Here is a 13,047-nt window from a genome sequence, read left to right as displayed (position 1 = left end):
GCGACGCAACTCAGGAGAAACGCGTCCATCCGGCCCGTTTCTCGTCACATCCGGCCGATTCTGCTGAGTTACGTCACCCTGGCGGTCACGCAGATGCGTCCGGCCGCTCCTCCGACTCCTCCGACGCGGCAGGCTCCCCCGCGTCCTCGACCGCACCCGGCATCGCCTCCAGCGCGACGATCCGCCGCGCTTCGATCACGGCGTCGTCGAAGTCGGCGTCGGGGTTCTCGAGCAGATGCGCGGTCGTGAGGGCGTGGATGCGCACGCCCTCATCGGCGTTCCGCGTCGCCGCGGCCACGACAGGACCGGCGACATCCTCCAGCATCCCGAGCGCCCGGCTCAGGCTGCGTCGCAGCGCGCGGTCGCCGCGCCCGAACTCGGCCGCGAGCTCGACGGCGAGCGCCGCGCGGTCCTCGGTGGTCGATGGCACGAGTCCCGCTGAGGTGCGCCACGCGGCCCGCGCCACCTCGTCCGACTCGTCGTGCAGCAGCTCGGACGTGATCGACGGCCACGCCCGGGCATCCCCGATCTTCGACAGGGTGTGAAGCGCCTGGCTGCGTGCCTGCGCGATCGGCGACGTCAGCTCCTGCACGACCCGGTCGACCGCGACCACCGGATCGTGACGGATGAGCGCCCACGTCAGCATCTCCCGCACGAAGAAGTCGGGCTCGACGGCGCAGCGCGCGACCAGCACGTCGACGTAGGCGTCGTTCGGGCGGGTGCCGGCGGTGAGCGCCGCCTGCAGCCGGTGGGATGCGTCGCCGACCTCGAGCGCCGCGGCGAGCCGCGCGGCGGCGGTCTCGGGCGCCGTCGCGCCGTCGCGCTTCGCGTCGCCCGCGGACAGCTCGCTCAACTCCTCGCCCTCCGACTCGGGCGTCAGGTCATCGGTCATCGTGTGCCTCCGCATCCATTCGACACCGTCCGACCGCGTTCCGGTCGGGTGTGACGCGGATCCCTCACACCCCGATCCGGTACCCCTCGCCGCGCACCGTCTCGACGACATCCGCGCCGAGGCGCCGGCGCAGGTGGCGCACGTAGACGTCGATGACGTTCGAGCTGCGGGCGGTCTCGATTCCCCAGATGTCGGCGAGCAGCTGCTCGCGAGTGACCGTGGCTCCGGGGCGGCGCATGAGGTACTCGAGCAGCTCGAGCTCGCGGATCGGCAGCGTCTCACTGACGTCGGGGGTGGATGCGGTGCGTCCCATCAGGTCGAGCGTCAGGTCGCCGACGACGAGCACGGTCTGCACGGCGCGGGCCTTGCGCAGGTTCGCCTCGACGCGGGCGACGAGCTCGTCGAAGCGGAAGGGCTTCGGGATGTAGTCGTCGGCCCCGGCGGCGAGTCCGCGCACGATGTGCTGGGGCGCGTTGTCAGCGGTGACGAGCAGGATCGGCAGCGAGCCGTCGAGGCGGCGGATGCGTTCGAGCACGCTGATGCCGTCGAGCTCGGGCAGCCCGATGTCGAGCAGCACGAGCTGGTACCTCCCCGACAGGGCGGCGTCGAGGGCGGCGGTCCCGGTGGAGACCCGCTCGACCAGGAAGCCCCCGCGGGTGAGCGCGCGCACGATGAGCGACGCGAGGCGGTCCTCGTCTTCGGCGACGAGGATCGAGGTCATGCGCCGCGGCCTCTCGATGAGGTGGATGCGCGCTCCCGTTCCTCCTGCAGCGCGCCGAGACCGGGCACGTCGTCGAGACCGGGTGCGGCGGCGTCCGGGTGATCGGCGAGGTCGGCACGGTCGGACTCCGCGCGGTCGTGTCCGCCCGCGCCCGCGCCCGGCCCGGCCAGCCGACCCGCACCCGCACCCGCACCCGCACCCGCCGCATCCGTCTCGGTCGAGACATCAGTCGCGGACTCCCGCGCCAGCCGCCGCTCCTCCTCGATGCGCAGCGCTGCCGCCGAGAGGCGGGGCAGCACGAGGCTGAAGGTGTTGCCGCTCTCCGACACGCTGAGCTCGGCCCGCCCGCCGTGCCCGGCCGCGATCGCGCTGACGATCGCGAGGCCGAGCCCCGTGCCGTCGGCGCGTTCGGCGTCGGCGCCGCGCACGAAGCGGTCGAAGATGCGGCCGCGCAGCTCCTCGGCGATCGGCTCGCCGTGGTCGCGCACCGAGAAGCGCACCGCATCCCCTTCTCCGACGCTGCTGAGCTCGACGGGGGCGCCCGCCGGGGAGTACTTGTCGGCGTTCTCGGCGAGCTGCAGCCAGGCCTGGATGACGCGGCCCCGCTCGAGCCGCGCTTCACCGGTGGCCCGTTGCGTGACCGTCCAGGGGCGGTCGGAGAGCATCGCCGCCCGCGCCAGCACGTCGTCGGTCAGCAGGGTCAGGTCGACGACGCCGAAGTCGGGGGTCGCCGTGCGCACCTCGGTCAGGTCGGCGAGGTCGTTGAGCAGCAGCACCATCCGGTCGATCTCCTCGATGCCGATGCGCCGCGCCTCCGTCACCTCGTGCTCGTCGGCGGCGTCGAGCAGTTCGAGCTCGCCGCGCACGATCGAGAGCGGGGTCTTCAGCTCGTGCCGCACATCCTCGAGCAGCTGCCGCTGCTGGTCGACGCCGGTCTGGATGCGGTCGAGCATCGAGTTGACGGTCACCGTCATCGCCGACACGTCGTCGCGTCCGGCGACGGGGATGCGCTCGTCGAGCGCGTCGGTGGAGATGCGGGCGGCGGTGCTGTTGAGCCGACGCAGCGGCTTGAGCAGTCGCCCGGCGATGAGCCAGCCGATGACGCCGATCACGACCCACGACAGGGCGGCGATGCCGGCGTAGACGCGGAACGTCGCGTCGAGCGAGGCGAGCTGCGCGTTCGTGTCGATCGCGACGACGTAGATGCCGGTGTCGGAGCTGGAGCCGATCGTGATCGGCGCGGCGAGGTAGCGCAGGCTGGTGCCGTCCGGCTCGCGGAAGGTGTTCAGCCGGGGCTCGCCCGTCGCCGCCGTGCGGATCACGGCATCCGTGAACCCGTCGACCTCGGCGAGGCGCACCGTGTCGCCCATGCCCGACTTGTCGTCGGCTTCGCCGTTGAGGATGCCGAGGGTTCCGCCCGCCTCGGGAGGGACCGACACCGACATCAGCCGGTCGAGCGCGTCGCCGACGCTGGGGAAGCTGTCTTCGGCATCCACGATCTGGCGCGCTTCGGCGAGCTGGCCCTCGAGCCGGTCGTCGACGGCCTGCAGCGTGGCGGTGCGCTGCAGTTCGTAGGAGACGACGCCCGCGACGCCCAGCCCGAAGGCCGCGGTCACGAGGATGCTCACGACGATGCGCGAGCGCACCGACCAGGTCGCTCGACGGATCCGTTCCCCCAGGTTCGGCATCACGTCAGTATCGAATCAGCCGCGCGCCCCTCGACCCCGCATTAAACATCTGTCACGCAGTTTCAGCGGGGGCACAGGTTCGGCTGCCGGCCCGCGGTCACCCCGGTTCGCCGGAGATCGGGTTCGGGACGTGTCCGAGGCCGCGTCGCGCGAGTGCCGCCTCGAAGGCGGCGTGAGCACGGATCCGGATGTACTCGTGACCGGCGGTACCCGCCCTGAACGCGATCACCACATCGCCGCCGTTCCGGGTGATCGTGTAGTCGCCGGAGCGGAAGTGCGTCTCGCGCCCGTAGCGGTAGCCGAGATCGCCCACCAGGTCGAGCTGTCCGTCGCGGCGTTCGTAGATCCATCCGCCTAGGTCGTACTCGGTGACCACGAATTCGCGACCACCGGTGTCGCCCTTCAGCGTCACCCAGGTGCTGGCGCTCGTGAAGGCGAAGATCCCGCTGAACAGCAGGCCGAACACCGCGTTCGCGGCGAAGCCGAGCACCAGCACGGTGCCGATCAGCCAGCGCGCGACGGCCGAGCGCACGCCGTAGCCGGTCAGGAGACCGGCGGCGCACAGCAGGAGTCCGAGAGAGATCGTGCCGAGGAAGAAGAACAGCGCGGCGACCTGCGACGAGTCGCCGATCGGGAACAGCGTCACGCGCAGCGACCCGGCGGAGCGATCCCCGAACCCCAGGGTCATGATCAGCCAGCCGGCCGCGCAGATCAGGGTGAGCTGCAGACTGATCGTCGCGAAGATGAGAGATGCCCGCACTCGCGGCAAGCTAATGACGAGGGCTGAGCGGCACCCGACCTCCGGCCGAGAGATCGTCGGCCGGGGTTGTCATCCCGTGGCGGCGGACGCGCCCGACCCGGAGACCTCCGCGTCCCCCGCATCCGCGCCGCCGAACACCGCCGGCAGCAGCGCCAGCAGTTCGTCGAGCCGACCCGGCGCCGCGAGGCCCGGCAGCACGATGCGCCACAGCTCCTCGAGGCGGTCGACGAGATCGACCCAGTCGGCGGTGACACGCGACGCGACCTGGATGCCGGTGAACGACGAGCGCAGAACGCGTCCGGCCGCCGCCGGGTCGAGGTCGGGCGCCAGCTCGCCGAGCTCGATGGCGCGCTCGATGAGCGCCGCCGACGCCTCGGCCCAGGCCTCGTAAGGGTGCGCGACCAGCTCGGGGAACTGCTCCAGCGACTCGGTCGAGAGCCTGAGGCCCGCCTGCACGATCCGGTCCGACTGGATCTGCCGCGCGAGCGCGAGACTCACCTCGATCATGGCGCGGGCGCCGTCGACCCCGGCCGGCAGCGCGATCGATCGGGCGTGCTGCTCGCGGATCAGGTGCGCCGCCAGCTCGTGCTTCGAGGCGAAATGGAAGTACAGCGAGCCCTGCGTGACGCCGGCCCGGGCGATCACGTCGGCGAGGGTCGCGCTCGCGAAGCTGCGCTCGGCGAACACCTCCGCGGCGGCGTCGACGATCGTCTCGCGGGTCGCGATCGCGCGGGCTTGCTTCGGCACGGCGTCAGTATGCCCGGGTCGAGCCCGGAACCCGTATCCCGCTCGCGACGACTGCGCGCCGACGGTGCGTCATCGCGAGCCGGCCGGCGCGACCGAGATCGAGGGATGCGGTGCGCTCGGCGCCGAGGAGTCGTCCGGGTGCGCCGAGAGGAACCCGGCGGCGACGCCGACCAGGACGGCCGCGACGATGTAGATCCCGCAGAGGATCAGCGCGCGGCGTCGGGAGTGGGGCACGCGCCCATCTAAACCGAGCGCTCTCCCTGTTTCGTCGAGATCGCACGCACCTCACCCCCGGTCTCGCCCCTCACGTTCCGTGGCGGCGCGATATGCACCCCGACCGGGGGCCACTCAGCCGCGGTCGGCGGCGTCGAGGTCGGAGAACGACTCCGGATGATCGTCGAGCCATCCCCACCGACTCGTCGGCCAGCTCAGCACGACGGCGCGCCCGACCACATCCGAGTAGGGCACGAAGCCGCCGCCCGACTCGTCGGCGTGCGCCCGCGAATCGAGCGAGTTGCCCCGGTTGTCGCCCATCACCCAGAGCGAGTCCTTCGGCACCACCACGTCGAAGGGGTCCGCCGAGTCAGCGCCCTGCTGCTTGTTCACGAAGCCGTCGTCGATGGGCTGGCCGTTGATCTCGATCTGGCCTGCGCCGTTGCAGCAGGTCACGTGATCGCCGGGCAGGCCGATGACGCGCTTGATGAGGTGGTCGTCGCTGTCGGGCGCGGTGAGACCGACGATCGAGAGCGTCCAGTCGAGCCAGGTCGGATCCGATCGCGGGGTCGCCGAGCTGTCGGAGCCGTCGGCGAGCCAGCCGCCGGGGTCGCGGAACACGACGATGTCGCCGCGCTGCAGCGGGAACACCTTCGGCTGCAGCTCGTTCACGATCACCCGGTCGTCGCGGATGAGCGTCGGGTTCATCGAGTCGGAGGGGATGAAGAAGGAGCGGAACAGAACCGCCTTGATGAGCGCCGAGATGACGACCGCCGCGACGATGATGACGACGAGGTCGCGCAGGAAGGTCTTCCAGGTCGAGGGGCGGCGCTCCCGCCGGAGACGCGCGCGCAGACCTCGCGTCGCCGGTCCCGTCTCTGCTGCCGCATCCATGTCGCCCCGCCCTCCGCAAACTGAGGAACAGTAACATCCGCGCGCGACGGATCAGCGGCGGATCCGTCGACGGGCTCGGCGACAGCCTCGTCGACAGGCTCAGCGACGACCTCGGGCGGCTTGACGACGAGGGCGGGTGCCGAGGGGCTCAGGCCGCCGAGAAGGTGACTGTTCCGTCGGCGGCGATGACGATGTTCACGTTCTCCGCGCGGCCGTCGGCGGCGGTCGCCGTGCACGGCACGGTCGAGCCGAGCTTCCAGTCGGCGTCGGGCGTCGAGCAGGTGAGCGTCCAGGTCGAACCCACCTGCTTGTCGAGTTCCTGCTCGGCCTGGTGCCGGATCGACGCCGCCTGGATCCGCGTGCCCTCGCGCTCGAGCGCCGTGCCGCCGAACATCGCGGCGACACCCGCGCCGACCGCCAGCAGGAAGCAGATGACGAAGGTCAGCTCCATCGGCCACATCTTCTGGCCGCGGCGGCGCACCTCTTTACCCCGCGCTCCGAGGTACAGCCATGGCGTGAGGATGATCGCGAGCGCCGGGTTCGGGGGTTCGTAGCCGCGCTTCTTGAGCTGGTGCGCGTCGACCGCGGCGAGCGCGACCATCGGGATCGCGGAGATCAGCCCCCAGGCCCAGCGCGGAACCTGGTCGATCGGCAGATCGGGGTCGCTCACCACGAGCAGGAAGACGGCGACGAAGATCGACCCGCCCGCCCAGAGCGGCGCGGTCGCCATGAGCCAGCCGGGCACGGTGTTCGGCGACCCGACGGCCGCGACCTCGGCGACGTAGCTGCTCATCGCCGAGTAGCCGTTCGCGAGGCTGCGCTGGGCGGGATCGCGCGACCACGCGGCGGGGCTCGACGGCAGGTCGGCCGGATGCTGCGCCGCGATGGGTGCGGCAGGGGCGTTCGTGGCGTAGGGCGAGACGGGCGCGGTGGGCTGTGCGGGCATCGCCGCGGGAACAGCAATGGCGACAGGGACGTGCGACGCGGCGGGTACGGCCGGAGCCGGCGCGGCGGCGGGCACAGGGCGGGATGCGGCGGCGCTCGGCAGCGGACGCGTCGTCTCGCTCCAGCCGGCGCCGTTCCACCAGCGCGCCTGGGTGGCATCCTTCGGGTCCGCGTACCAGCCGGGCGCGGGCCGCGTCGCGGTGTCGCTCACAGATCCCTCTCGCGCACGATCCCCCGATCGCGCCGTGCCGGCCCAGCCTAGGAATGCTCGACAGCTGTCGCACGCCCCCGTTCGGGGCCGCGGTGCCTCTTCGCGACGATGGTCGCCTCGGTTCGCTGCGGTCCGGGGCCGAAGCCGCCGTCCCGAGCACTGAGCCGCATCAAGGTCGAAGTGCCACCTCAGACCTTGATGCGCCTCGCTGCCGAGGGCGTCGGTGGGATCGCGTCGCAGATCGGCTTCGACCTCCCCGACGCCGGCTCGTTCTACACCGCGGCGGGCAGCCAGGCGAGCAGTTCGCTCTCGTTGACGACGCCGATGGTGGCTGCTCCGGACTCGAAGAAGAGGGCGATGGTGACAGCGCCCGGGTCGAGTACGCCGCGAGCGAGTTCGCCGACGTAGCTCGCGCGGCCTCGCGAGGCGACGAGGTCGCCAGTGGACTCCGCGCCGACCCGAGCGGCGGCGGCCGCCGCTGCGAAAGCCTGCCCGAGCGTGGCGCCATCATCGGCGGCGGCGGTCAATGCGTCGCTGGCAGGTGCGAGCGCGTCGATCATGGTGTTGTCGCCGACCTTCGCTCCTCCGAGCTTCTGGATCGTGGCGAGTCCGGAGGCGACGCCGGCGGCGAGCTCGACGACGTTGGCCCCGTCTGCGGAGGCGCTTCGGGAGATGTCGCGGAAGCACATGCCGAAGAGCGGACCGCTCGTGCCCCCCGTGGCGAGGAAGCCGCGTGACATAGCGCCGAACACGGTTCCGAAGGTCGCGATGTCGCGGTCGGGGAGCGCGTCGGACGTTCGGCGCAGAGCGGAGGCGATGTTGGTTCCGAAGTCGCCGTCGCCAGCGAGCCGGTCCAGGTCGGTCAGGGCCTGCTGCGCCGCTCCGAACGCGTGGGTGAAACGGGTGATCCAGTCGAAGGCGTGAGTTCCTGCGATCAGTTCGGTCATGGGTTTTCTCCTTACCAGGTGAGGTTGGGGGTGCGGACCGGCGCATCCCAGGCGCCGATGAGGTCGTCGTCGGCGACCGTGAGGGTCACCGACGCTCCGTGCATGTCGAGTGAGGTGACGTAGGAGCCGACGAGGGATCGGGCCACGCCGACTCCGCGACCGGAGAGGAGGCGGTGAACCTGACGGGCGATGATCGACAGCTCCAAGGGGTACGCCCCGCCGAGCCCGTTGACGACGGCGATCACGGACGCTCCGCGCTTGAGTTCGAGCTCGTCGGCGAGCGGAGTGACGAGCTGCTCGACGAGCTCGTCGGCGGTGGCGAAGGGGATTCGAGACACACCGCGCTCACCGTGGATGCCGACTCCGAACTCGACCTCGTTGGGCTCCAGGTCGAATGCGGCACGGGACTCGCCGGGGTGCGCGCAGGCGCTGAGCGCGAGCGCGAGGCTTCGGGACCGGGCGACGACGCCGCGGCCGTGCTCCGCGACCGTGGCGAGGTCAGCTCCCGATTCGGCGAGGGCGCCGCAGACTTTCTCAACCACGAGGGTCGCGGCGGTTCCGCGACGTCCCGGCCCGTCGGCGGCTCCGTCGGAGGCGAGGTCGTCATCGACGATGACGGTCTGCATCTCGATGCCGTCGTCGCTGACGAGTTCGGCCGCGATCTCGAAGTTGAGGACGTCACCGGTGTAGTTCTTGACGATGTGGAGCACACCGTTTCCACTGTTCGCGAGGCGGGTGCCGGCTTGGATCTGTTCGGAGGTGGGGCTGGCGAAGACGGCGCCGCAGACGGCGGCGTCGAGCATTCCGGTGCCCACGAAGCCAGCGTGGAGCGGCTCGTGTCCGGAGCCGCCGCCCGACACGAGGCCGACCTTCCTGGCAGCGGGAGTGGCGCGGCTGACGACGTTCGACTCCGGGTGCCAGGCGACGAGTGAGGGGTGGGTGAGGGCGAGGCCGTCGAGTGCCTCGGCGATGATGTCGTCGGGCTGGTTGACGAACTGGCGACGTGCTGTGGTCATGGTCTGTCCTGTCCTGGTGGTGGGGTGCGGGGAGTGTTCGAGGTGGGGGGAGAGCGCTTCGAAGAGGAGCGCGGTGGATGCGGCTCCGGGGTCGATGTGGTCGACGCTCCTGACCCCGAGGTAGCTCGCCCGGCCTTTGCGGGCGACTAGCGGAGTCGTCGCTTCGCGTCCAGCTGCGGCGGCTGCGAAGGCGTCGACGAGCGCCTGGCGGAGAGAGGCGCCTCGTTCTGCGGCGACCTCAAGCGCTTCGACCGCGGGGGTCAGCGCGTCGACCATCGTCTTGTCGGCTGGCGAGGCGCGCCCGAGTGTCACGACGCCGCTCAGCCCGGCACGGAAGGAGCTCGCCAGTGTGGCGACGTCGATGCTCTTCGCGGAGCCGACATGTCGAGCCATCTCGACGAACAACGCTCCGTAGAGCGCGCCGCTGGCGCCCCCGACGGTGGCCACCAGCGTGACGCCGGCCTGCCCGAGAAGTTCGCCGACGTTCGCAGGGTGTTGACCTTCGAAGCGCTCGCGTAGCGCACGAGTCCCTCGAATCAGGTTGACGCCATGGTCGGCGTCGCCGATAGCGGAGTCGAGTTCTGTCAGCCAGTCGAGCTCGGTCGCGGTCAGCTCGTCGAAGCGGTGGAGCCAGTTGACGAGGTCGGCGACGGTCAGGCTCTGACGTCGATCGCTGGCGTTGGATTCAGACACGCTCGTCCTTCTCGACGAGCGCTTCGGTCAGCGTGCTGCGATCAGCACGGGTTCGGGAAACGAGCGTGAAGGCGCCCGCGGCAGCGATCCCGGCGGCCAGCTCGGCGAGGACGTAGACAGGCCACTGCTCCCAGTGCACGTCTCCGCCGAGGATCTGGAGGATGAGCATCGGACCGGTCGTGCGAGCCGGGTTGATCGAGGCGCCCGTGGCGGGAGCAACGGGGATGATCGCGGCGAACACCACGAGTCCGATTGCCATGCCGGCGAATCCGGGCGCCGCCTTGCGGTGGATCACTCCGAAGACGGTGAACACGAGAACGAACGTGCCGACAAACTCCGCGATGAAGGCCTGCCAGACCGGGATGCCGCCGTACGCGGCGACCCCGAGGCCGTAGTCGACGGCTTTCGGCCCGAGGACTCCGAAGATGGCGAGGGCTCCGAGGCTCGCGCCGAGCACCTGCGCTGCCAGGTAGCCGGGAACGTCTCGCCAGGGGAACTTCTTGGTCACGGCGAGCGCGATGGTGACGGCCGGGTTGATGTGGTTCCCGGAGATGTATCCGAAGACGTAGACGGTGCCGATGACGATCGTCGCGAACGAGAGCGACACGAATCCGAGGCTGGCCATGTCGAACTCGCCCTTGTTGAGGATGAGGGCTGCCGGCACTGATCCGACTCCGATGAAGACGAGGAATGCCGTGCCGACGAATTCGGCCGCGAGTCGCTGCCAGGTGCGGTTGTCGTCCATCGCTGTTCTCCTTTGAACAATCGGGGTTCATTCGACATTGTCGAATGCAATTCGGTAGTATCGAATCGTGCACGGCGATGACGAAGTTGTCAACTCGTCAGGGAGAATGAGTCCCCGGCCTGACGACGGGCAAAGGAGTGTTGGCAGTGATCCAGTCGATCGACCGCGCTGCGAAAGTGCTCAATTTGCTGCAGGGCGCTCGTCATTTGGGGATCAGCGATCTGGCAGCCGCGATGGAGCTGCCGCCTTCGACGGTCCACGGCATCGTCAAAGCACTCCAGGCGCACAAGCTCGTCGCCCAGGAGCGCATCGGCAACCGATACGTGCTCGGCCCGGCCCTCGTGAAGTTGTCCAGCGTCTACCTCGACACACTCGACGTTCGAGCTCGCGCGATCCGCTGGATGCACGACCTGTCGCGCGAGACGGGCTTCGCAAGCCGACTCGGAGTCGAACTATTCGGGGACGTTCTGGTCATCCACCATGACGGACGACCTGACGGCTCCGAACAGATGCCGGAGACCGGTGCCTCCATCCCCAGTCACGCTTCGGCGATCGGGAAAGTGCTCCTCGCCTTCAACTCCGAGCATGCCGACGACGTGTTCGCCAATCCGCTCCGCGAGCTGACCGGTTACACGATCACCGACGCCCAGGAACTGGCGGACGACTTCATGTCGGTCCGGAAGAACCTGATCGCCTACGAGAACGAAGAGGCAGTGATCGGCGAATCGTCGATCGCCGCGCCGGTGTGCGATTCAACCGGGGATGTCGTCGCCGCTGTCGCGATCGTGATCCCGTCGAACGAGACGCCGGTCGACGAAGCGACGCTCACACGCCTGATCGAGACCGCGCGCAACATCTCCCGAGATCTCGGCACGCCCAGCTGGCCTCCGACGCCGAACTGACGTCGCGATCCGGTCAGCCGGCGGCTCCGGCGGCGGTCGTCCGCGAGGTAGCCCCGACCCCGAGAACGCGAAAGGCCCCCGGGAATCCCGGAGGCCTTTCATTCGCGTGCGCGAGGGGGGACTTGAACCCCCACGCCCCGGAGGGCACTGGCACCTGAAGCCAGCGCGTCTGCCAATTCCGCCACTCGCGCGCGATGGCCGCGTCACCGCGACCAACCGTGCGAGATTATCACAGCGCGCGGGGCCCGGGAGACCACTCGAGGCACCGGGGGATGCACCACGCGACGGCGCCCAGCGCCTCGCGCAAGCGACCTCCGCGCGTCCATTCCCTGAACTCCCGTTCAGGCTCCGCGCGGCGCGTACCAGGCTCGCTCAAGCCCGCCGACTAACATCGTGCTGTCCGAGTCGGCCGAACAGGAGCTCCGTTGGGGATTCTCGACAACTTCGAGAAGGGTCTCGAGCGCGTCGTCAACGGCGCGTTCGCGAAGACCTTCAAGAGCGGTCTGCAGCCGCTCGAAGTGACGTCGGCCCTGCGCCGCGAGCTCGACACGAAGGCCGCCGTCGTGTCGCGCGACCGCATCCTCGCCCCCAACCGCTTCACGGTGCGCCTCGCCCCCGGCGACCACCAGCGCATGACCTCGCTCGGCCCGGCGCTGATCGACGAGTTCACGCAGCTCGTGCAGCAGCACGCGACCGCACAGCACTACAGCTTCGCCGGCGGCCTCTCGATCGAGCTGCTGCGCGACGACAAGCTCAGCGAGGGCGTCGTGCGCATCGACTCGAACACGGTGCAGGGCACGGTGCGCTGGGTTCCGGTGCTCGACGTCAACGGCAAGCGCTATCCGCTGAAGAAGTCGCGCACCATCCTCGGCCGGGGCAGTGAAGCGGATGTGCCGGTGGATGACGCGGGCGCCTCGCGCAAGCACGTCGAGGTGCTCTGGGACGGCAAGCGCGGCCAGATCAACGACCTCGGATCGACCAACGGCACCCGCCTCAACGGCTCGCCGCTCAAGCAGGCCCCGCTGACCCCCGACTCGGTCATCGACATCGGCCGCACCCGCATCGTGTTCCGCGTTCTCGCGCAGGCCGACGACCCGACCGGAGGGCGCCGGTGAGCGATCTCGTCCTGCTGGTGCTGCGCATCGGCTTCCTCCTTCTGCTGTGGGTGTTCGTCTTCGCGATCGTCTACGCGCTGCGTTCCGACCTGTTCGGGCAGCGGGCACGCAAGAAGGACGGCGCCGCGGCGGCATCCCCGTTCCCGTCGTCGCCGATGAGCGCGGCCCCGGTCGCCGCGGCCGGCGCCGCGAGCGCCGTCACCGCCCCGGTCTCGAGCGCCCCGAGCACTCCCCCGCCGACCGGTGGCCGGCCCGGTGCGAATACGGCCCGCCGCCTCGTCATCACTTCGGGCCCGCGCGAGGGCACCGAGCTGGAACTGCCCGGCGAGCAGCTCGCGATCGGCCGATCCAGCGAATCGGGTCTCGTCATCCGCGACGACTACACGTCGACGCACCACGCGCGGCTCATGCTCTGGAACGACCAGTGGGTGGTGCAAGACCTAGACTCGACCAATGGCACGTTCCTGGACGGGCAGCGCGTGACGCTGCCGACGCCCGTGCCGCTCGACACGCCCGTGACCATCGGGCAGACGACCTTCGAACTGCGACGGTAGGCCT

Annotated in this window: 14 protein-coding genes and 1 tRNA gene; 3 read left to right on the top strand and 12 right to left on the bottom strand. The window is 70.2% G+C overall.

Annotated elements, in window-relative coordinates; genetic code table 11:
- Positions 1 to 85: 85 nt before the first annotated feature.
- From FJ657_RS04295 to FJ657_RS04250, 11 genes are all read right to left on the bottom strand, one after another.
- Positions 86 to 892: a HEAT repeat domain-containing protein gene (locus FJ657_RS04295; RefSeq protein ID WP_255447130.1), complete on the bottom strand. Its 807-nt coding sequence runs from the start codon at positions 890 to 892 to the stop codon at positions 86 to 88.
- A gap of 64 nt (positions 893 to 956) precedes the next feature.
- Complete coding sequence (locus FJ657_RS04290; RefSeq protein ID WP_141162398.1) at positions 957 to 1,613, bottom strand: response regulator transcription factor; 657 nt, start codon at positions 1,611 to 1,613, stop codon at positions 957 to 959.
- Entirely contained in the window at positions 1,610 to 3,301 is a 1,692-nt protein-coding gene (locus FJ657_RS04285; RefSeq protein ID WP_141162397.1) for a sensor histidine kinase, read from the bottom strand. Before FJ657_RS04285 ends, FJ657_RS04290 begins: the two co-directional genes overlap by 4 nt.
- Before the next feature lie 97 nt (positions 3,302 to 3,398).
- Complete coding sequence (locus FJ657_RS04280) at positions 3,399 to 4,061, bottom strand: hypothetical protein (RefSeq protein ID WP_141162396.1); 663 nt, start codon at positions 4,059 to 4,061, stop codon at positions 3,399 to 3,401.
- A gap of 69 nt (positions 4,062 to 4,130) precedes the next feature.
- Positions 4,131 to 4,808: a ScbR family autoregulator-binding transcription factor gene (locus FJ657_RS04275; RefSeq protein WP_141162395.1), complete on the bottom strand. Its 678-nt coding sequence runs from the start codon at positions 4,806 to 4,808 to the stop codon at positions 4,131 to 4,133.
- A 69-nt stretch (positions 4,809 to 4,877) separates the two neighbouring features.
- Entirely contained in the window at positions 4,878 to 5,042 is a 165-nt protein-coding gene (locus FJ657_RS17025) for a hypothetical protein (protein WP_181408862.1), read from the bottom strand.
- 114 nt (positions 5,043 to 5,156) lie between these two features.
- Complete coding sequence (gene lepB / locus FJ657_RS04270) at positions 5,157 to 5,915, bottom strand: signal peptidase I (RefSeq protein WP_141162394.1); 759 nt, start codon at positions 5,913 to 5,915, stop codon at positions 5,157 to 5,159.
- A 148-nt stretch (positions 5,916 to 6,063) separates the two neighbouring features.
- On the bottom strand, positions 6,064 to 7,071 hold the full coding sequence (locus FJ657_RS04265) for a DUF2510 domain-containing protein (protein WP_181408861.1): 1,008 nt from the start codon (positions 7,069 to 7,071) through the stop codon (positions 6,064 to 6,066).
- Positions 7,072 to 7,343: 272 nt separating this feature from the next.
- Entirely contained in the window at positions 7,344 to 8,018 is a 675-nt protein-coding gene (gene dhaL / locus FJ657_RS04260) for a dihydroxyacetone kinase subunit DhaL (RefSeq protein WP_141162392.1), read from the bottom strand.
- 11 nt (positions 8,019 to 8,029) lie between these two features.
- Positions 8,030 to 9,727: a dihydroxyacetone kinase subunit DhaL gene (dhaL, locus tag FJ657_RS17550; RefSeq protein WP_141162391.1), complete on the bottom strand. Its 1,698-nt coding sequence runs from the start codon at positions 9,725 to 9,727 to the stop codon at positions 8,030 to 8,032.
- The gene (locus FJ657_RS04250) at positions 9,720 to 10,472 is read right to left on the bottom strand and encodes an MIP/aquaporin family protein (RefSeq protein WP_141162390.1); all 753 of its coding nucleotides are present in this window, start codon (positions 10,470 to 10,472) and stop codon (positions 9,720 to 9,722) included. Before FJ657_RS04250 ends, dhaL (FJ657_RS17550) begins: the two co-directional genes overlap by 8 nt.
- 146 nt (positions 10,473 to 10,618) lie before the next feature.
- Between FJ657_RS04250 and FJ657_RS04245 the strand changes: the two genes are divergently transcribed.
- Positions 10,619 to 11,374, top strand: a complete 756-nt coding sequence (locus FJ657_RS04245) for an IclR family transcriptional regulator (RefSeq protein ID WP_141162389.1) — start codon at positions 10,619 to 10,621, stop codon at positions 11,372 to 11,374.
- 107 nt (positions 11,375 to 11,481) lie between these two features.
- Here FJ657_RS04245 and FJ657_RS04240 read toward each other — a convergent pair.
- Positions 11,482 to 11,565 (bottom strand) — tRNA-Leu (locus FJ657_RS04240).
- Positions 11,566 to 11,799: 234 nt separating this feature from the next.
- Between FJ657_RS04240 and FJ657_RS04235 the strand changes: the two genes are divergently transcribed.
- Together FJ657_RS04235 and FJ657_RS04230 are read left to right on the top strand one after the other, a co-directional pair.
- Positions 11,800 to 12,489: an FHA domain-containing protein gene (locus tag FJ657_RS04235; RefSeq protein WP_141162388.1), complete on the top strand. Its 690-nt coding sequence runs from the start codon at positions 11,800 to 11,802 to the stop codon at positions 12,487 to 12,489.
- Positions 12,486 to 13,043, top strand: a complete 558-nt coding sequence (locus FJ657_RS04230; RefSeq protein WP_141162387.1) for an FHA domain-containing protein FhaB/FipA — start codon at positions 12,486 to 12,488, stop codon at positions 13,041 to 13,043. Before FJ657_RS04235 ends, FJ657_RS04230 begins: the two co-directional genes overlap by 4 nt.
- The last annotated feature ends 4 nt before the right edge of the window (positions 13,044 to 13,047 follow it).

Source organism: Schumannella soli (assembly GCF_006517435.1).
GTDB lineage: Bacteria > Actinomycetota > Actinomycetes > Actinomycetales > Microbacteriaceae > Schumannella > Schumannella soli.
This window is presented reverse-complemented; position numbering and strand designations above follow the sequence as displayed.